This is a genomic window from Flavobacterium faecale (assembly GCF_003076455.1).
Classification (GTDB): Bacteria; Bacteroidota; Bacteroidia; order Flavobacteriales; family Flavobacteriaceae; genus Flavobacterium; species Flavobacterium faecale.
In genome coordinates, this window is the sequence record NZ_CP020918.1 from 639,120 (window position 1) to 656,919 (window position 17,800).

The window sequence follows — 17,800 nt, forward strand, 5'->3', positions numbered from 1 at the left end:
ATCTATCGATGATGACACAAAAAAGTACTAGTAAATTTATTTTAACTTTATTACTGCTTAACTTTTAACATATAAAAACAGCTTCGAATTCTTTACATCTTACCCTATAGATGCATAACATGCGTATGCCTTCAACGACTAGATTACCTCTCTCGCCTACATACAAACAACATCAAGAAATAGAATGTAGCCATCTACAGCTTTGCTGCAGAAAGAACGTTTTTAAAAGCATCGACAAAGAGGTGTACTGCTTTTTTTTGGTACTCATTGTTTAACGTCAGAATAAACGAACTCCTTCCTGTTTTTACCCCTTCTAGTTTGACAGCTTTTAAATTCGGCCATCCAATCAAGGCCATTTCTGCTACAACGGTCGCCCAATGACTATTTTCTATGATTTGCAATAAAGGATGAATGGCGTTTAATTCTATAGAAATAGTAGGATGCATGTTGTTTTTTTCAAATAGGTTGTCTAGAAACTCCCGTGAATTAAAACCCCGTGAAGGTAGAATTAAGGGAATATTTTCTAAATCTCGAAAAGGTATTTTCTCTAACTTGGCCAACGGATTTGTTTTGGCAACAGCCATAATCAACTCCGATTCAAACAATGCAACCGACTTAATAGTAGAACTGATTTTATTAGCTGAAATCACGAGCACTAGATCTAGTTCGTTATTCAATAATTTTTGCTCTAAGGGTTCGGTGGCGCCAAATTCTACACTTATTTTGAGCTGTGGATACTTTTTTGCAAATGTTTGTACGACAGGCAAAACCAAGGCGCCAAAAATATAGGTTGCTCCTATTCGTAACTCACCTCCTATCATGGCATTTAAATCATCAATTGCCTGCTGACCTGATTGCACATCGTTGATTATTTGCTTAGCGTGTTTTAAAAAAACGGAACCCGCCTCTGTTAATTGGATTTTCTTGGCTGTTCTTAAAAACAAAGGCATCCCCAACTCTTCTTCTAGCTTTTTAATTTGTTGCGATAATGCTGACTGTGTGACAAAACATAACTCGGCTGCCTTGGTAAAATGAAGCACTTTTGAGGCTGTGATAAAATAGTGTAGTTGCTGAATTTCCATAATAATAAGTATTACTAATCATTATCAGTAATAATGATTAATTTTTCTAATGATTTCAAAATGCCGAAATTTGTAGTAAATAAAATCAGTTATGTTTGAAGCACTTAAATCTCGCAATTTTAAATTGTTCTTTTACGGACAGTCTATTTCTGTAATAGGTACATGGTTGCAAAAAACAGCGGTAAGTTGGATGGTGTACAGTATCACTGGATCTGTTTTTCTACTAGGACTGGCTACTTTTTTAAGTATGATCCCATCGTTATTTCTTGCTCCTATCGCAGGTAGCATCATTGGCCGTTATGATAGACATCGTACAATGATTTTGTTGCAATCACTAGCCATGTTACAAGCGGGTGTAATGGCTTTGCTTATTTATTTAAAAATTTACAATATCACTTTTATTTTGGCTTTAAGCCTAATTCAAGGATTTATAAATGCATTTGACATGACCTGTCGTCAAACGATGATGGTTGACATTGTGGATGCCCCTAAAGATTTACCTAATGCTGTGGCGCTGAATTCAACCTTAACTAATTTTGCTAGAATCTCTGGCCCCGCTTTGGCAGGGATAATTCTACATCAGTACGGAGAAGATATTTGCTTCATTGGTAACTTCTTGAGTTATATTCCGGTTTTGATTTCGTTATCACTAATGCGCATTAAAAAAGTCACTAAACCCATGCTCCAAGTCAAAATGATGGATGATTTAGCTGCTGGTTTCAATTATGTAAAAAAAGAAGGTGACATGGCTCGAATGTTACTCATGCTTACTTGTAGCAGTTTATTTGTAATTTCGTTTAATACACTAATGCCCGTTTTTGCAAAAGACATTTTTAATGGAAATGCACAAACATTTAGTTGGTTTGAAAGTGCCGCGGGAATAGGGTCCATTGTTTCGGCTATTTATTTAGCCAACCTAAAATCGACCGCAAATATTCAAAAATTAATGCTTGGCGCCAGTATTTTATTAGGTTCAAGTATTCTAATCTTATCGTTTTCAACAAACCTGTTACTAACCTTAATTTGCATGGTCGCTAGCGGTATTGGTATGATGGGACAAACATCATCGGTAAATATTTATATCCAAACGACTAGCAGCTCGCAAATGCGTTCAAAAAGTATCAGTTACTACATGATGGCTTATCAAGGAATGATACCTGTAGGGAATTTAATTATAGGTTACCTATCACACGTTATTGGTACAAGAAGTACCGTTGCGTTTCAAGGGTTGATTTGTTTAGTTTCTGTAGCTATTTATATTTACTATGAAAAACATAGAAAATCTGAAGCGGCACTGTCTTGCCCATTAATCTATAAAGTTGAGAAAAAATGTTGCTAATTAAGATGTTGATCCGCCATGAAAAAAGTGTTCAAAAAAATAATGATGCGACTTCACTTTTTAATTTTAAATATTTCTAGTAAAACAACATCTAGATCATCGTCTAATCTTGCATAATTGCGTGCAGAACTGAAAAAATAGCACAGCCACCTTTTGTGATTTTTATAAAGAAAATTACTAGCTTCTTGTTATTTTATATTTTGCTGACATTATATCTTATTTTGTTTGCTTTACTTTGTAATCACGGATTGCAAGTCTGCGTTATCGGGTGACTACTACCATAGTTATTCGAAAGAAATATTTTCCAGAATAACTTCTTAAATAGTACTAGTCAAATAAAATTTAATGGCTTAAATAAGATCATTCATTGTCATATCACCTAAAAAACTGTCAGTATAACCATTCATGTTATTTTTTTAAAAAGCTAAGATTTAATAAAGTATATTTGAATATCATAAGGACTTTATACAATACCACTTCACTATAAAGTTCATTACTTTACACTATCAATTGAAGCCTTTTAATTGAAGGGTAAACCATTAATTTCAACTTTTAACGATGACCATTCAGCAGTATATTACCAAAATAACTATTTTATTTCAAACAGGCAACGCACGTGAACACTCCTACCGTGGTGATTTACAAAATTTAATAATGGCCATTTTACCAGATGTTTTGGTAACCAATGAACCCGCACGCGTAGCCTGTGGTGCACCTGATTATGTATTGACACGCAAAGATATTCCTGTTGGCTATATTGAAGCCAAAGACATTGGCGTTGATTTGGGTAGTAAAACTTTAAAAGAACAATTTGATCGCTACAAATCAGGGCTATCCAATTTGATTTTTACAGATTATATGGACTTTCATTTTTATAAAGACGGTCAGTTAATCACAAAAATTGCCATTGCAAAATTAGAAAATAGCAACATCATTCCGATTGAAGGTAATTTTAATGAGTTCACACACCTCATTCAAAATTTTGCCGAAGTCATTTCGCAATCCATAAAATCGCCAACTAAGTTGGCGCAAATGATGGCGGGAAAAGCACGGTTGATGGCTGATGTTATCGAAAAATCATTAAACCATGATGATGTTGAAAACACCCGATCACAATTAAAATCACAAATGCTATCGTTTCAACAAATGTTGATTCACGACATAGACAATAAAGCATTCTCAGATATTTACTCGCAAACCATTGCATATGGTATGTTTGCCGCGCGCTATCACGACCCTACTTTGCCTACTTTTTCTCGAATGGAAGCAGCAGAATTAATCCCGAAATCAAATCCATTTTTAAGAAAATTATTCCAAGACATTGCGGGTTATGATCTTGATAGCCGTTTAGTTTGGATTGTAGACGAATTGGTCAACATTTTCCTAGCGACTGATGTGGCGCATATCATGAAAAACTTTGGTAAAAGTACCAAGCAAGAAGATCCCGTTGTACATTTTTACGAAACCTTTTTGGGCGAATACAATCCTGCGCTACGCAAAGCACGTGGGGTTTGGTACACGCCACAACCAGTGGTGAATTTCATAGTGCGTGCGGTAGATGATATTTTAAAAACCGAATTCAACTTACCACAAGGATTAGCAGACACCTCTAAAACCAAAATCAAAAAGAAAGCCGTTACCCAAACGGGAAAAGGAGCCAAATCTAAAATTGTAGAAGTAGAAACCGAAATCGAAGTTCACAAAGTACAAATCCTAGACCCAGCCACGGGAACAGGAACCTTTTTGGCAGAAGTCGTGAAACACATTCACCAAAAATTCAAAGGACAACAAGGAATTTGGAGCAAATATGTAACCAATGATTTAATCCCGAGATTGAATGGTTTTGAGTTATTAATGGCGAGTTATGCTATGGCACATTTAAAAATGGACATGCTTTTGACTGAGACAGGTTACAAACCAACCGATGACCAGCGTTTTCGTATTTTCTTGACCAACTCACTCGAAGAAGCACATCCTGATACCCAAACTTTATTTAGTTCTTGGCTTTCTGACGAAGCCGACCAAGCGAATGCAATTAAGCGTGATGCGCCTGTAATGGTGGTGATTGGGAATCCACCGTATAGTGTGAGTAGTTCTAACAAATCACCTTGGATCGAAAGTCTAACAGCCGATTATAAAAAAGATTTAAATGAGAAAAGTTACAATTCGCTATCAGATGATTATGTAAAATTCATTCGTTTTGGTCAGCATTTTATTGACAAAAATGGAGAAGGTATTTTAGCATACATTACAAACAACAGTTTTATTGATGGTATCACACATCGCCAAATGCGTAAACATTTATTAGAAAGTTTTGATAAAATTTACATTTTGGACTTACATGGAAATGCTAAGAAAAAAGAAGTCTGTCCTGATGGTTCCGTTGACCAAAATGTATTTGATATTATGCAAGGAGTATCAATCAATTTATTTATAAAAACTGGTAAGAAGAAAAAAAATGAATTGGGTGACTTGTTACATAAAGATTTATATGGAAAAAGAGAAAGTAAATATAATTTCCTAAATGATAATAATATAAAGTCAATTGGATGGAGTAATCTTTCAAATAATATACCTAATTACTTTTTTATTAATAAAAATTTAGATGGTGAAACTGAATATAATAAAGGCCTTTCAATAATAGAATTATTTTCCGTTAAAGCTGCGGGAATAAAAACACATAGAGATGCCGTAGTCATTGGCTTTACTACTAAATGCTTAAAATTTCAAATAGAAGATTATTATAATTCTACAAATAATAAAGTTGATTTATTTGAAATAAATAAATGTAAAAGTTTAACGTATCGTCCATTCGATAATAGACAAATTTATTATAACACAGAATTAGTTGTCCGTCACCGAAAAGAACAAATAAAACATTCGTTTTACAATAATTATGCATTATTACTCGGAAGACAAACAAAAAATAATATTATTAGTCACTTTTTTATTTCGAATACATTATCTGAAATGAAAACCGCAGAAAGTTCAACGGGATCATATCATTTTCCATTATACCTTTACCCAGAACCCAATTCCCAACAAAACTTATTAGAAACGCCCGAGCGAGTTCCAAATTTAAACATGGAAATGGTCAAGAAATTTGCAGATGGTTTGGGGTTGTTTTTTACACCAGAAGAAGCTCCTGCAGGAGTTAAGGTAGAAACTAATCAATTGACACCGCTAAATATTCTAGATTACATCTATGCCGTTTTGCATTCGCCAACCTATCGTGAAACCTACAAAGAATTCTTGAAAATAGATTTTCCTCGTGTTCCTTATCCGAACGATGTAGTCAAATTTTGGGAATTAGTTGCATTGGGTGGTCAATTGCGTCAGTTGCATTTACTAGAAAGCGAAACCGTAGAAAACTACATCACCGAATATCCCGAAGACGGCGATAACATTGTGGGGAAACCAAAATATGTCAGTAGCACGCCGCTCAATTCCCCTCCAATGGAGGGGAATTGTGACACTGAAAGTACAGAGAATTACCAGCACCAAAATCTAGGTCGTGTTTACATCAACGAAACCCAATATTTTGATAAGGTACCCGAAACCGCTTGGAACTTCTATATTGGTGGCTACCAACCCGCTCAAAAGTGGCTCAAAGATCGCAAGGAACGAGAATTGTCATTTGAAGATATATTGCACTATCAAAAAATGATTGTAGCGTTATATGAGACCGATAGGATTATGAAGGAGATTGATAAAATTGAGATTTAAAAATAAATTAACGGCAATATGTTCACAAATACGTGAACATATTGTATATTTGCAAAACCAATTATGGACATAAAATTTCAAAAAGAGTACTTGTCCGACCTTTACCAAGGAATTGTAAAGCCGTATAAAGAATTCAAATCCAATCCTCAATTGGTTAAACAATATGTAAAAACGATTAATGTGTTGAAATCCGTCACTCGCATTGAACAGTTATATAAAATTAAAAGTTTGCATTATGAAAAAAAAGAAGGTGACCTCAAAGGGGTTAGTGCGGTTTATGTCAATAAGCAGTACCGCGTTCTTTTTCATGAAGTAGCTTCTACTTCAGATGATCTAAAAATCGATGTATTAGAAATCGAAGATTTAAGTAAACATTACGAAAAATAACAAAAGATGACGACGACAACTATAACTCCGCTAATTGCTACACACCCAGGCACTATTTTAGTAGATGAAATTGAGGCAAACGACTATTCTCAAATAGAATTTGCAAAACTCATAGGCTTTAACCGCAGCCAACTCAATGAAATCATAAAAGGAAAAAGAAACATTAACGCCGAAACAGCATTGCTATTAGAAAAAGCCCTTGGCATTGATGCTGATTTTTGGCTCGAAATGCAAAAAAACTACGACTTAGACATAGCTCGCATCACAGAAAAAAATAAATTACGTTTAGAAGCAATAGAAATTTGGAATGTAATCAAGAATTTTATTCCTATTTCTTTTTTTAAGAAAGAAAAAATAATTTCAGGAGATCCATGTTTAGATATCGAGCGTATTAAAACTGTTTATCAAGTCTCAAACATAGACCAATTGGCAACTATGAGTGTGCAAAGTAATTTTGCAAGATTTAAAAAATCGACAAAGCTTCATGCAGATGTGGTAAATATTATGGGATGGGTTAAACTAGTGAAATTTAGAGCTAGTGAAACAAATGTAATTTCTTTTAATCATGAAAGTAAAGAAGACTTAATTAAAACCTTAAAACATATTCTGTTCGAAAATAAAGATGTACTAAAGAAAGTACAAAAATGTCTTTCAGAGTATGGTATAAAGTTGATTTACCAAGAAAAAGGAGATAAGACACCAGTTGACGGAGTTTCTTTCTGGAGTAATGGAAATCCAGCAATTGGAATGACTTTGAGACACAAAAGATTGGACAATTTTGCTTTTACCTTATTTCATGAACTAGGGCATGTTTACGAGCATTTGGTAAACAACAATCAAGCAGAATTTATCGATCTTAACAGTAAAAATGAAGACGGTGATTATAAAAATTCTAACGAAGAGAAAGAAGCAAATCTTTTTGCGCAAAATGAATTAATCAATCCCGAAGATTGGACTCAATACAAGCGAGATAATTATAAAATCAATCAAGATGAAGCGATAGTACCATTTTCAATGAGAATCAAAACACACCCAAGTATTGTGAGAGGAAGAGCTTGTTTCGAATTAGATGATTTTAAAACCTACACAACGATTGACAATGCAATTCACTAATTAAAAGTTATTAAATTCCAATTAGTAATAAGGTCATGTTAACAAAACAGAAAAAAACGAACACGTTGTACTACTCATGTTAAACAAATCAATAAAAAACAACCTGTTTAAAATATAATTACAAATCAATCTTAAATAAAAAAGCCAATTGTTCAGTTGGCTTTTTTAATAAACATCGATAAGCATTTTTTCTCAACCTTACATTTATGGGTGTAAAATTGGGTTAGAATAAAGTTTGATTAGAATTGAATACAACAAATAGGAAGAAGTCCGTTGATCCCAATGGAAGTTCACGCAAAGAAATCTTGCCTAACATTTCCATGCCTGAGCCTTTTTTGTTTTATAGCTTAGCCAAACTAAAAAGTTGGTCACGCTTTAAAACAAAAAATGCTCCCCTTTCAGGAAGCATTATTTCTTTGCAGAGAGGATGGGATTCGAACCCACGATGCAGTTGCCCACATACTAGCTTTCCAGGCTAGCTCTTTCAACCACTCAGACACCTCTCTAAATGGGATTGCAAATAACCTAAAAAAAATCGACTAAAAAAACAATTTCGAACGATATTATCCAACTATTTCTATAACTGCTATAACACTATTTTCATAAAAATAATCTTGTGAAACGGCTAAATCGATGCATTCTATCTGCCAAAATAAGGGAAACCTTTAACTTTTTTAATGAATTCATAATCCCGACCTTTGTAGCAAATACAAAATAGCATGTTTAAAGCATTAGAATCTAGAAATTTTAAAATATTCTTTTACGGTCAGTCCATTTCTGTGATTGGGACCTGGCTGCAAAAGACTGCCGTGAGTTGGATGGTGTACAGCATCACCAATTCGGTGTTTTTATTAGGACTTGTGATGTTTTTCAGTATGATACCGTCGCTATTCCTATCGCCCTTGGCAGGTAGTTTCTTAAAAAAGTATGACAGACACAGAACCATGATTGTTTTACAATTTATGGCCATGTTTCAAGCAGGATTAATGGCATTGGTTTTTTATACCAAAACCTATAATATCGAATTAATCATGGCATTGAGCTTGTTTCAAGGCATCATTAACTCTTTTGACATGATTTGTAGGCAAACCATGATGGTTGAGATCGTTGACAACAAAGACAATCTAGCCAATGCTGTAGCATTAAATACAAGCTTGAGCAACTTTGCCCGAATTGCAGGACCAGCTCTTGCCGGAATTATTTTGCATCGATTTGGCGCAGATGTTTGTTTTATTGGTAATTTCTTGAGCTACCTACCTGTATTGTGCTCTTTGTTCCTGATGCGCCTAACGTACCAACCCAAACTAAATCATAAAATTGAAATACTAAATGATTTTATCGAAGGTCTTGATTATGTAAAAAAAGAAGCTGATATGGGCAAAATGCTGCTTTTACTAGTCTGTAGTAGTTTGTTTGTCACCTCATTTATAACCTTATTACCTGTTTTTGCCAAAGACATCTTCAGTGGTAATGCGCAAACCTTTAGTTGGTTTGAAAGCTCGGCAGGAATTGGATCTCTTTTGTCAGCCATCTATTTGACCAATTTAAAACAAGGGACAGATGTGACCAAAATTACCCTTGCTGCTACGCTGCTATTGGGTTCTAGTATGATTTTATTATCCTTTGCTCCAAACTTACTAGTTGCGCTTGTATGCACCACGCTTTGTGGACTTGGTATGATGGCACAAACATCCTCAATCAATATCTATATACAATTAAAGAGTGCTTCACACATGCGCTCACGAAGCATAAGCTACTTCATCATGGCATACCAAGGAATGCTACCGATTGGGAGTTTGCTCATCGGAATTTTGTCGCACAATATAGGCACACGCCTTACGGTTACCCTTCAAGGCATCCTTTGTATTGTAGCTGCTATTGTGTTTCTGATTTTTAAAAACAAAACGAAAGAGGAAGAAGTTACCCCTATAGTTCATCATCCTGAAAAAATGCCGTCTAAGTAGATTATTCGGTCAATTCGCCTCGAAGGGATTTTTCGAACGAAATTTTGAATTCAGCTGGTGATTTATCTTGACTCAACAAGTACATCAATTTGGTAATTGCAGCTTCGGTGGTGATGTCTTTGCCCGAAATTAATCCGATATTTTTCAATTCGGTACTAGTTTCATATTGCCCCATCATTACACTACCGGCAGAACATTGGGTTACGTTAACGATATACAAACCGTTATTGATTGCTTTTCGAATTAAATTCAGAAACCATTCTTCGGTAGGTGCATTCCCTGATCCGTAGGTTTCTAGAACAATTCCTTTCAAGCCTTTTATCGAAAGCATAGCAGACAAAACCGCCTCGCTAATTCCGGGAAAAAGTTTTAAAATAGCCACATTGGTATCCAAAGCATATTGAACTTTCAATTCACTATTGAATTCCTTCTGTAAAAGTAAGGCAACATTTGATTTTAAATGAACACCCGACTCGACTAAACAAGGATAATTGGGTGAATTAAATGCCTGAAAATGTTCGGCATTTACTTTGGTTGTACGGTTACCGCGGTATAATTTATATTCGAAATAAAGACAAACTTCTTGTATCACACTCCTACCCGCCTCACGTAAGGACGCAACTTGAATGGCCGTGATAAGATTCTCTTTGGCATCTGTGCGCAAGTCACCTATAGGCAATTGTGAACCTGTGAGAATGACAGGTTTAGCAAGGTTTTCGAACATAAAACTCAATGCCGATGCCGTATAAGCCATGGTATCTGACCCATGAAGAACGACAAATCCATCAAAAAGCGCATAATTTTTTTCGATCATCGCTGCCAAAGTACCCAAAATTTCAGGGTTCATATTGGACGAATCAATCGGAATTTCAAAAGAAACCGTTTCAATTTCGCAATCGATTAGTTTGAGCTCCGGCACTTGTTGCAGTAGTTGACTGAAATTAAAAGCTACCAAAGCACCTGTTTCAAAGTCTTTGCTCATACCAATGGTTCCACCGGTATAGATTAAAAGTATTTTACTTTTGGACTGCATTTTGATATTTATGACAGTTCAAAACTGGGTTAGCATACATATTTAAAAATCCTTGCAATGCAACTGCATTATCTGTATCGATACGTTTTTCCATTCTTCGAATAAAAAGTACCTTTTGATCCTCAGTATAATAGTCCGCATAGTCCGTGTTGTTGTTCACGATATCGCAAGCAATATAATTAGTAGGCCATAGTCTATAATTACGTAAAACAGAGTCGTCTATCGCCTGGGCAATAGCCTGAATTTGTTTATTGGTATTGTCATTTTCTTTACCAATTTTATCAAGGGTATCGGTCAAAACATCACCAATATGTATGTGAATGTGTTTCTTTTGCCCCAATGCACCACTTAGTATGGTCATAAAATCTTCGTTTTCCTCTTTTACATATACCTCATTGTTTGCCTCAGCAATAATTTGTGGCATTTTTAAGGCATCTGTAGGATCGTATTCGTATGATATTGAAACAGGTACAATTTTAATTTTTTTGAAATAATCAATCAAGTTTGCTTCATCAGATCCCATCGCTAGCATTTTCAAAATACCAGGATTGGTAGCATCATTCCCATCTTTGGTTCTACCCTCACGTTGTGCGATCCATACCGAACGATTCTCGTGATTAATTAAATGGCCAATATACTCCGACAGTATTTTGGAACTTTGTAGCATTTCTCTCGGAGCCAAACCTCTTTGCACCAAGAAATTACGGTTTAAACGTGCCAAATCCATCAAAAATGATTTTTTGACCAAATTGTCTCCAATAGCCGAGGCAGTCATAACCAACTCGTGCTCAAACAAAGACGCGTTTAACAAAGTGGTATCAAGCAAAATATCTCTGTGGTTCGAGATAAAAAGATAAGGTTCTCCTTTTTCAAGTTTTTCAAAGCCAGAAGTAGAAAGTCCTTCAGAACTTTTCTTCAACAATGTCTGTACCGATTGATAGATAAAGTTGCATTGAAAATCACGTATAGAATGTGTTTTGGCCAACAACTTTCTCCATGATGCATCCTCATCATCAGGGAAAGAGAAATCCATTAAAGATTTCATCATCGGATGGTACAGTAGTTTTTTGAAAACTGCGTTTACCTCCGTATCATAAAAAGGTCGAATTGCGTCGAATTTTTGCATTATAGTTATTTTAGTCAAAGCAAAAGAACAAAAAAAAAGTTAAACAAAGGGAATTTATGGCTTAAATACCAAAAATGGCCTTAGAATTTTCTGTAGTTTTTTCGGCTATTTCTTCGATAGGCACATTATATATTTCAGCCAATTTTTGCGCAACATTCACAACAAAACTGCTTTCATTTCTTTTTCCTCGAAAGGGAACCGGTGCTAAATAAGGTGAATCTGTCTCTAAGACAATGTGTTGCAAATCAATTTCATGTAAAAACTGATCTATTTTACCATTTTTAAATGTAGCCACTCCTCCAATTCCTAATTTCATATTATAGGAGATCGCCTGAAGTGCTTGCTCATGTGTACCCGTAAAGCAGTGAAATATTCCGAACAATTCATCGGACTTTTCTTCTTCCAAAACAGCAAAAACTTCGTCAAAAGCATCACGACAATGAATCACAATAGGTAACTGATATTTTTTGGCCAATTGTATTTGAGTTCGAAAAGCATCTTGCTGTTCCTTCAAATGGGTTTTGTCCCAGAACAAGTCGATTCCGATTTCGCCAATGGCATAGAATTTTCTTTTCTCCAATTCTTCGATCACATGCTGCAATTCTTCCTGATAATTTTCTTTTACATGTGTAGGATGCAAACCCATCATCAAAAATATATTTTCAGGATAGCTTTTTTCTAATTCATACATGGATGCTGTGTAACTAGAATCGATGGCCGGAATAAAAAAACGAGACACTTCAGCATCAATAGCACGCTCAATCATCTGGTTTCGATCTTCATTGAATTCTTCTGAGTATAAATGGGTGTGGGTGTCGGTAAGGATCATTTTTGTTTTCAAGGATTTGATTTAGATTGTAAAATTACGAGAATTATGACTAAAAAATCAAACTTATGACTAAATCCTATAAGTAACTCATTTTTATGATAAGGAATATATTTACAAAAAAAACACATACGTTGTAGTTATTTAACCATTTATTACATACTTGAAATACTGTAAAGGCTACTTTTGGTTATCTATTTTGTAAATAAAACCTTAAACCTATAATTCTTTTAGCCTATGATATAATCAAAAAAAAAAACAAAAATAAGTTTGCTAGGCAAATGCTATTTTAAAAAGAACCAAATAATTAAATAATAATTTAAAATTTAATAAAATGAAAAAAACAATTTTAACAATGTTACTGCTGTCTTTTTACAGTTTTACCAATGCCCAAATAACCAAAGGGAACTGGATGGTAGGGGGAGACGCAAACTATACTAATTCAAAAATAATTAATAACGATAACGAAATTTTAGGAAGTGGTAATACGGTAAGAATTTTTCCGAATATTGGGTATTTTATTGCAAATAAGTTCGCTCTTGGAATCAATGGAAATTTTAATTATGGTAAAGCAAATAATACTGTTTCAAATATAGTATATGGAGGTGGACCTTTTGCTAGGTACTATTTTTTAAAACCTGAAAATAGAATAAACCTTTTAGCCGAGGCAAACTATAATTATTATTCATCAAAAACACAAGGATTTGATTCTAACAAAGGAAGTAGTTACAGATTTAAAGCAGGACCAGTAGTCTACTTTAATAGTAGTGTAGGCTTAGAAATGACCTTAAATTATCTCTCTGAATCCTTTTCTGATGGCACTGCAAAATATTTTACAGTTGGTTTTGGATTTCAAATACATTTAGAAAAACAACTTAAAATTTAATAAAATGAAAAATATAAAAATACGTATTTTATTAACTATCCTTTGCATAAATAATTCTTTTGCACAAGTAACTACTTCTATTACTGATGTATATGTTAATAGTGTTACTTACAACAATTGTAGTCTTATTGATTTCGGAACAACGTCCAACAATAATACAACTATTTATTATAAGTTAACAAAACCTAGTAATCAAGCAATTGGTATTGGAACCTTGAAAATATTACTTAAAAATGACAGTTCATCATATGGAAACACAAAAGGCAGCATTACAATATCTTCCGAGAGTTGGGCAAATAATACTGAATATATTGGTACAATTGCATGCAATATATCACAAAGTGAGATTCAAGTTACAGGAAGTAGTATCCTTATTGAATTTACAACAGATTCAAACCTTAAGACAAGAAGTTGTGAATATTCGCTAAAGAAAACCCAAGTACCCACCTTCACTCTACCAGTTACCACAAAAACTATTGATTGTGGAGCGACTACGCCGCAAACATTTGCCATTACAAATGTGTATAATTCACCAAATACTACCTATCAATGGAGTACTAGTGGTTGGAAATATAATGGGAATTCTGTAGGAACGTTTACCACTACTGCTAGCTCTATTTCATTAACACCCAATGCTACATTGCCTTCTAATGTAACAGTTACCCCAATTGTTAACGGGGTTGCGTACCCTTCCAAAACAATCACGGTTTCATTGGCAACATTTAATCCATATGTCTTGATTTCTGGTAGTAATGGTTTGTGTGCTAGTAATGGTTCAGGTATTTACACACTTGAAAATGTACCGCCCAACTCTAGTGTGTATGGAGTTCTTCAAATCCTAGTATAGCAAGTGTCAGTACCCAGACAAATACGAATGCAACGGTTACAATAAATGCAACATCAGGCAATTTTAACTTGAAAGCAGATATTTCAAATAGTTGCGGTCAAACAAAATCAGTACAAAAAAACATTTCTATAACCAATAGTTTACCTGTGCCAGTAACTTTTGGTCAAGATCCATCTTCTAGTAAAATTTATGCACAATATGATTCCTGTATTATTTATTTCAAAGATTCAAACAATTTATTAACATTAGATTCCTCCAATTTTGAAGTAGATTTTGACTCCTATTCTGATTTTTATTTTGAAGGCGTTTATGGCAATGCCTTAGTATTGAGTACAGCAATAAGCTCTCCTTACCTTAATTTAAGTTTTAATGCAAGAATGAAAAATGATTGTGGATGGGGTGAATGGCAAAATTTCTCCTATTTCTTAAATGGCTATGACCCTTATTATAGTGAGTATAGTTTTAGAGTACTATCAAGTCCAACATCTGAACAAATAGAAGTTACAATTGATGAAACTTCAAAAGGAAAAGACAAAACAGCTGAAAACGCTCTTGAAACCAACATTGAAGACAACTATTCGATTCAAATAGTTGATATTTCTGGAAATATAAAATACAGAAAAGAAAATCTTAAAACAAAAACAGAAAAGATTATAACTTCAAGCTGGAAACCTGGTGTCTATTATTTAAAAATGATTAATAGTAAAGGAGAATCTCAAAGCAAAGGATTTATGGTAAAATAATCATGTACAAAGGGTTTAATTACAATATAGAAAGCCTAGATCATTTTTTTTTGGTCTAGGCTTTTTTTAATGAATAAACATAAATTTCTTCTATCAATTTAAATTCTTCAACAACTCTTTTACCTGATCATAATTTTCATAATCCGTTGGAATCGTTTTCAAAATCGTTTTACAAGCGTCATACTCTTTTTGTTTCAGTTCAAGCAAAACCAAATTCCAGCTGGCCTTGTTTTTATAGATTGATGTTCCTTTTCTTATTGGTTCAAAAATGGCTCTAGCTTCTTCCAATCGGTTAACTTCCATCAGTGTAATACCATAATACAAATCGACTTCGGTACTTGGTTTTTCATGTCGAACCAATTCAAAATCAACCACAGCTTCTTTATATTTTTTATTATTAAAAGCATCTTGTGCTGCTTTTAGCGTAGCACTTTCATCTCCTCTTTCAACAAAATAGGCATTTTCATATTGGTTGTAATCTTCAAAAACGGGTTTAGCATTTTGCATTACAAACCAAACGCCAAGCAAAATAGTAACAGATGCCGCTACAGAATAGTACCAAGGCTTTAAGGTTCGCACCCTTGAATCTTTCTTTTCACGACATTCATCTGAAATCTTGGCGAGTTTGCTTCTTAGCGCTCGACGCTCTTTGTCCATACTAAATTTTTGTTTCAGCTGAAAATTGACTTCCTTAAAATCTTCAAAGGAAGTTGCTAATATGGTATCAGATCTTAATTGATCCTCAAAAAGTTTTTTTTCTGGATCCGTCAATTCCTCTTGAAGGTATTGATCGAATAATATATAATTCTCTTGGTTCATAATTCGGTTATTTTAGAGATTGATACTGACTTGATTCCTGAATCCATTGGGTTAATTGCCCGGTACACAATGATTTTTTCTTTCGAACATAACCATAAGTTACATTGAGTTTTTCTGCCACCTCTTCCATCGATTTGAGCACAAAACTCCACTTGAGTACTTCTTGACATTTATCACCTAGTTTTTTAAACATGCTGTCAAAAAGTTGTTGTTTCGATTCAAATTCTTCGGCTAGAGCGACCAATTCTTCATTGGTGTCTTTTATAGATCCATAATCATCAGCAATTGTTACCCCTCTATTCGATGTTTTTTTCAATTCATTGAGCCATTTTCTTTTACACAGTAAAAAAAAGTAGGCGTCAAATGGGCAAGTCAGCGTTAGCTTCTCGGCTTTTGCCTGATCGAATAATAAAATAAGAACTTCCTGTACGACATCCTGCGCTTGATCTTCGTCACCAGAGTTGTTTCGGATGTAGTGAATCACCTTGGGGACAAATTTTTTGTAAATGGATTTAATGATCGTCGAATTGTTCGACGCCAGACCATCAATATACATTTGGTCAGGATGCGCTGCTAATGGAGCCATAGAAAATATTTTGACTGATAAAGTTAATAAAGAATCTCGACTAAGTGCAACTTATTGATAACATTTTCATTTTTAGACATATATAATTACATAAACATTGATTTTTTAACCTAAAAGCCTCCCAATCAATAACAAATAACATGAAAAAGCCGAACGTTTATTTTGTCCTACTAGGCAGAAAATTATTCGAAAATTAAAAATAAACGAATAAATGGGGTAACAATTATGGATGTAAATGGATGTACTAATAACAACCTAATCCTCTAAACATCATTATCATGAAAATTACAAAACCAAACCACCGAAGAAACAGTACAAATTTCAACAGAAGACCAAAATTCAGGTATTTAATCTTTATTCTACTTGCGCTGATCACCTTTTTTTCTTGCAATCCAAGCGAACCAATTTCTACCATAGCAACAACAGAAAGCTTTGCAAAAGCGCACGATCTGGCATTAAAAGGTCAAACTCAAAAATTTATAGTTACAGCAGGAGTTGGCCCTATCAACCTAACTACTCCCAACGGGATTGCGATCACTATAAACGGTAATAAACTACTTAAGAACGGTCAACTAGTGACTGGCCCTATTTTGATCGAATATATCGAACTGTTTGACAAAGGTCGCATGCTTGTCACCAACAAACCTACCATGGGTTTACTGCCCAACGGAGATCAAAAAATGCTGATCTCTGGTGGCGAATTTTTTGTCAAAGCAAGCCAAAATGGTGTAGCCTTGACCACTTCAGAAAACATGACGCTACTAGTGCCAACGGCCTTGACCAACGGTGCCGACCAAGATATGACGTTATGGACCGGAAACCTTGATGACACAGGCAACTTGATTTGGGCCGAAGGAGTTGCGCTTGATCTTGATGGCTCTGGACTGGTACGAGTTGGTCAACTAACTGTTGATCAAGACAATTATACTATTTCGATTCCAGGCTTTGGATGGACCAATGTTGACAAATTTTATAGCGATCCTAGACCAAAAACGACCATTCTTGTTGGAGCTCCAAACGGCTACAGCAATACCAATAGTGCTATCTACTTATCCTATGACGGTGAAGGAAGCAATGCACTTGCAAAACTAGACACCTATACAGCCGGTGGATTATTCAGTGAGCATTATGGTCAAATTCCTATTGGGTTGGCCTGTCATATTATCTTTGTAACCGCCGAAAATGGTGAATGGAAATATGCTATCAAAGCTGTTACTATCCAAGAAAATGCAATCTACCAATTTACAGATCTAGACACCGTAACAGCAACCGAAGCACAACTTATAGCAGCCATAAATGCTATACAGTAATTAGCAAATGTCA

At 34.6% G+C, this 17,800-nt stretch carries 15 protein-coding genes and 1 tRNA gene; 9 read left to right on the plus strand and 7 right to left on the minus strand.

Features of this window, described 5'->3' with window-relative positions:
* Window positions 1-194 precede the first annotated feature (194 nt).
* Window positions 195-1,082, minus strand: a complete 888-nt coding sequence (locus FFWV33_RS02840) for a LysR substrate-binding domain-containing protein (RefSeq protein WP_108739503.1) — start codon at window positions 1,080-1,082, stop codon at window positions 195-197.
* Between the two features lie 91 nt (window positions 1,083-1,173).
* Here FFWV33_RS02840 and FFWV33_RS02845 point away from each other — a divergent pair, with 91 nt between their 5' ends.
* The 4 genes from FFWV33_RS02845 to FFWV33_RS02860 all read left to right on the plus strand — a co-directional run bounded on the left by FFWV33_RS02845 (window position 1,174) and on the right by FFWV33_RS02860 (window position 7,647).
* On the plus strand, window positions 1,174-2,421 hold the full coding sequence (locus tag FFWV33_RS02845) for an MFS transporter (protein WP_108739504.1): 1,248 nt from the start codon (window positions 1,174-1,176) through the stop codon (window positions 2,419-2,421).
* Window positions 2,422-2,979: 558 nt separating this feature from the next.
* Window positions 2,980-6,147: a type ISP restriction/modification enzyme gene (locus FFWV33_RS02850; protein WP_108739505.1), complete on the plus strand. Its 3,168-nt coding sequence runs from the start codon at window positions 2,980-2,982 to the stop codon at window positions 6,145-6,147.
* A gap of 63 nt (window positions 6,148-6,210) precedes the next feature.
* Window positions 6,211-6,534: a type II toxin-antitoxin system RelE/ParE family toxin gene (locus FFWV33_RS02855; protein ID WP_108739506.1), complete on the plus strand. Its 324-nt coding sequence runs from the start codon at window positions 6,211-6,213 to the stop codon at window positions 6,532-6,534.
* 6 nt (window positions 6,535-6,540) lie between these two features.
* Entirely contained in the window at window positions 6,541-7,647 is a 1,107-nt protein-coding gene (locus FFWV33_RS02860) for a HigA family addiction module antitoxin (protein ID WP_108739507.1), read from the plus strand.
* Window positions 7,648-8,066: 419 nt separating this feature from the next.
* On the opposite strand, the gene FFWV33_RS02865 is transcribed toward FFWV33_RS02860, so the two are convergent.
* A tRNA-Ser gene (locus tag FFWV33_RS02865) sits at window positions 8,067-8,153 on the minus strand.
* 213 nt (window positions 8,154-8,366) lie between these two features.
* On the opposite strand from FFWV33_RS02865, the gene FFWV33_RS02870 reads away from it, so the two are divergent.
* Window positions 8,367-9,611, plus strand: coding sequence for an MFS transporter (locus FFWV33_RS02870; RefSeq protein ID WP_108739508.1), 1,245 nt, complete (start codon window positions 8,367-8,369; stop codon window positions 9,609-9,611).
* A gap of 1 nt (window position 9,612) precedes the next feature.
* Here the strand turns inward: FFWV33_RS02870 and FFWV33_RS02875 are convergent, their stop codons facing one another.
* From FFWV33_RS02875 to FFWV33_RS02885, 3 genes are all read right to left on the minus strand, one after another.
* On the minus strand, window positions 9,613-10,644 hold the full coding sequence (locus tag FFWV33_RS02875) for an asparaginase (RefSeq protein ID WP_108739509.1): 1,032 nt from the start codon (window positions 10,642-10,644) through the stop codon (window positions 9,613-9,615).
* Complete coding sequence (locus FFWV33_RS02880; RefSeq protein WP_108739510.1) at window positions 10,628-11,770, minus strand: 1-acyl-sn-glycerol-3-phosphate acyltransferase; 1,143 nt, start codon at window positions 11,768-11,770, stop codon at window positions 10,628-10,630. The genes FFWV33_RS02875 and FFWV33_RS02880 overlap by 17 nt, the downstream gene beginning before the upstream one ends.
* Window positions 11,771-11,831: 61 nt before the next feature.
* Window positions 11,832-12,599 carry a TatD family hydrolase gene (locus FFWV33_RS02885; RefSeq protein ID WP_211316294.1) on the minus strand — a complete coding sequence of 256 codons (768 nt, stop codon included), beginning with the start codon at window positions 12,597-12,599 and terminating at the stop codon, window positions 11,832-11,834.
* Between the two features lie 331 nt (window positions 12,600-12,930).
* Here FFWV33_RS02885 and FFWV33_RS02890 point away from each other — a divergent pair, with 331 nt between their 5' ends.
* From FFWV33_RS02890 to FFWV33_RS02900, 3 genes are all read left to right on the plus strand, one after another.
* Window positions 12,931-13,482, plus strand: a complete 552-nt coding sequence (locus tag FFWV33_RS02890; protein WP_108739512.1) for a hypothetical protein — start codon at window positions 12,931-12,933, stop codon at window positions 13,480-13,482.
* A 4-nt stretch (window positions 13,483-13,486) separates the two neighbouring features.
* A complete protein-coding gene (locus tag FFWV33_RS02895; RefSeq protein ID WP_108739513.1) occupies window positions 13,487-14,329 on the plus strand; it encodes a hypothetical protein in 843 nt (280 codons plus the stop codon).
* Window positions 14,330-14,397: 68 nt separating this feature from the next.
* A complete protein-coding gene (locus FFWV33_RS02900; RefSeq protein WP_108739514.1) occupies window positions 14,398-15,072 on the plus strand; it encodes a T9SS type A sorting domain-containing protein in 675 nt (224 codons plus the stop codon).
* Between the two features lie 93 nt (window positions 15,073-15,165).
* Here the strand turns inward: FFWV33_RS02900 and FFWV33_RS02905 are convergent, their stop codons facing one another.
* Together FFWV33_RS02905 and FFWV33_RS02910 are read right to left on the minus strand one after the other, a co-directional pair.
* Window positions 15,166-15,891 carry a hypothetical protein gene (locus tag FFWV33_RS02905; RefSeq protein WP_108739515.1) on the minus strand — a complete coding sequence of 242 codons (726 nt, stop codon included), beginning with the start codon at window positions 15,889-15,891 and terminating at the stop codon, window positions 15,166-15,168.
* Window positions 15,892-15,898: 7 nt separating this feature from the next.
* Complete coding sequence (locus tag FFWV33_RS02910; protein ID WP_108739516.1) at window positions 15,899-16,477, minus strand: RNA polymerase sigma factor; 579 nt, start codon at window positions 16,475-16,477, stop codon at window positions 15,899-15,901.
* Between the two features lie 278 nt (window positions 16,478-16,755).
* On the opposite strand from FFWV33_RS02910, the gene FFWV33_RS02915 reads away from it, so the two are divergent.
* On the plus strand, window positions 16,756-17,787 hold the full coding sequence (locus tag FFWV33_RS02915; RefSeq protein ID WP_108739517.1) for a hypothetical protein: 1,032 nt from the start codon (window positions 16,756-16,758) through the stop codon (window positions 17,785-17,787).
* Window positions 17,788-17,800 lie beyond the last annotated feature (13 nt).

What these genes read in the sequence shown, in the direction of transcription:
- FFWV33_RS02840 (WP_108739503.1), bottom strand. Translation starts at nt 1,082, where the DNA reads ATGGAAATTCAGCAACTACACTATTTTATCACAGCCTCAAAAGTGCTT.
- FFWV33_RS02845 (WP_108739504.1), top strand. Translation starts at nt 1,174, where the DNA reads ATGTTTGAAGCACTTAAATCTCGCAATTTTAAATTGTTCTTTTACGGA.
- FFWV33_RS02850 (WP_108739505.1), top strand. Translation starts at nt 2,980, where the DNA reads ATGACCATTCAGCAGTATATTACCAAAATAACTATTTTATTTCAAACA.
- FFWV33_RS02855 (WP_108739506.1), top strand. Translation starts at nt 6,211, where the DNA reads ATGGACATAAAATTTCAAAAAGAGTACTTGTCCGACCTTTACCAAGGA.
- FFWV33_RS02860 (WP_108739507.1), top strand. Translation starts at nt 6,541, where the DNA reads ATGACGACGACAACTATAACTCCGCTAATTGCTACACACCCAGGCACT.
- FFWV33_RS02870 (WP_108739508.1), top strand. Translation starts at nt 8,367, where the DNA reads ATGTTTAAAGCATTAGAATCTAGAAATTTTAAAATATTCTTTTACGGT.
- FFWV33_RS02875 (WP_108739509.1), bottom strand. Translation starts at nt 10,644, where the DNA reads ATGCAGTCCAAAAGTAAAATACTTTTAATCTATACCGGTGGAACCATT.
- FFWV33_RS02880 (WP_108739510.1), bottom strand. Translation starts at nt 11,770, where the DNA reads ATGCAAAAATTCGACGCAATTCGACCTTTTTATGATACGGAGGTAAAC.
- FFWV33_RS02885 (WP_211316294.1), bottom strand. Translation starts at nt 12,599, where the DNA reads ATGATCCTTACCGACACCCACACCCATTTATACTCAGAAGAATTCAAT.
- FFWV33_RS02890 (WP_108739512.1), top strand. Translation starts at nt 12,931, where the DNA reads ATGAAAAAAACAATTTTAACAATGTTACTGCTGTCTTTTTACAGTTTT.
- FFWV33_RS02895 (WP_108739513.1), top strand. Translation starts at nt 13,487, where the DNA reads ATGAAAAATATAAAAATACGTATTTTATTAACTATCCTTTGCATAAAT.
- FFWV33_RS02905 (WP_108739515.1), bottom strand. Translation starts at nt 15,891, where the DNA reads ATGAACCAAGAGAATTATATATTATTCGATCAATACCTTCAAGAGGAA.
- FFWV33_RS02910 (WP_108739516.1), bottom strand. Translation starts at nt 16,477, where the DNA reads ATGGCTCCATTAGCAGCGCATCCTGACCAAATGTATATTGATGGTCTG.
- FFWV33_RS02915 (WP_108739517.1), top strand. Translation starts at nt 16,756, where the DNA reads ATGAAAATTACAAAACCAAACCACCGAAGAAACAGTACAAATTTCAAC.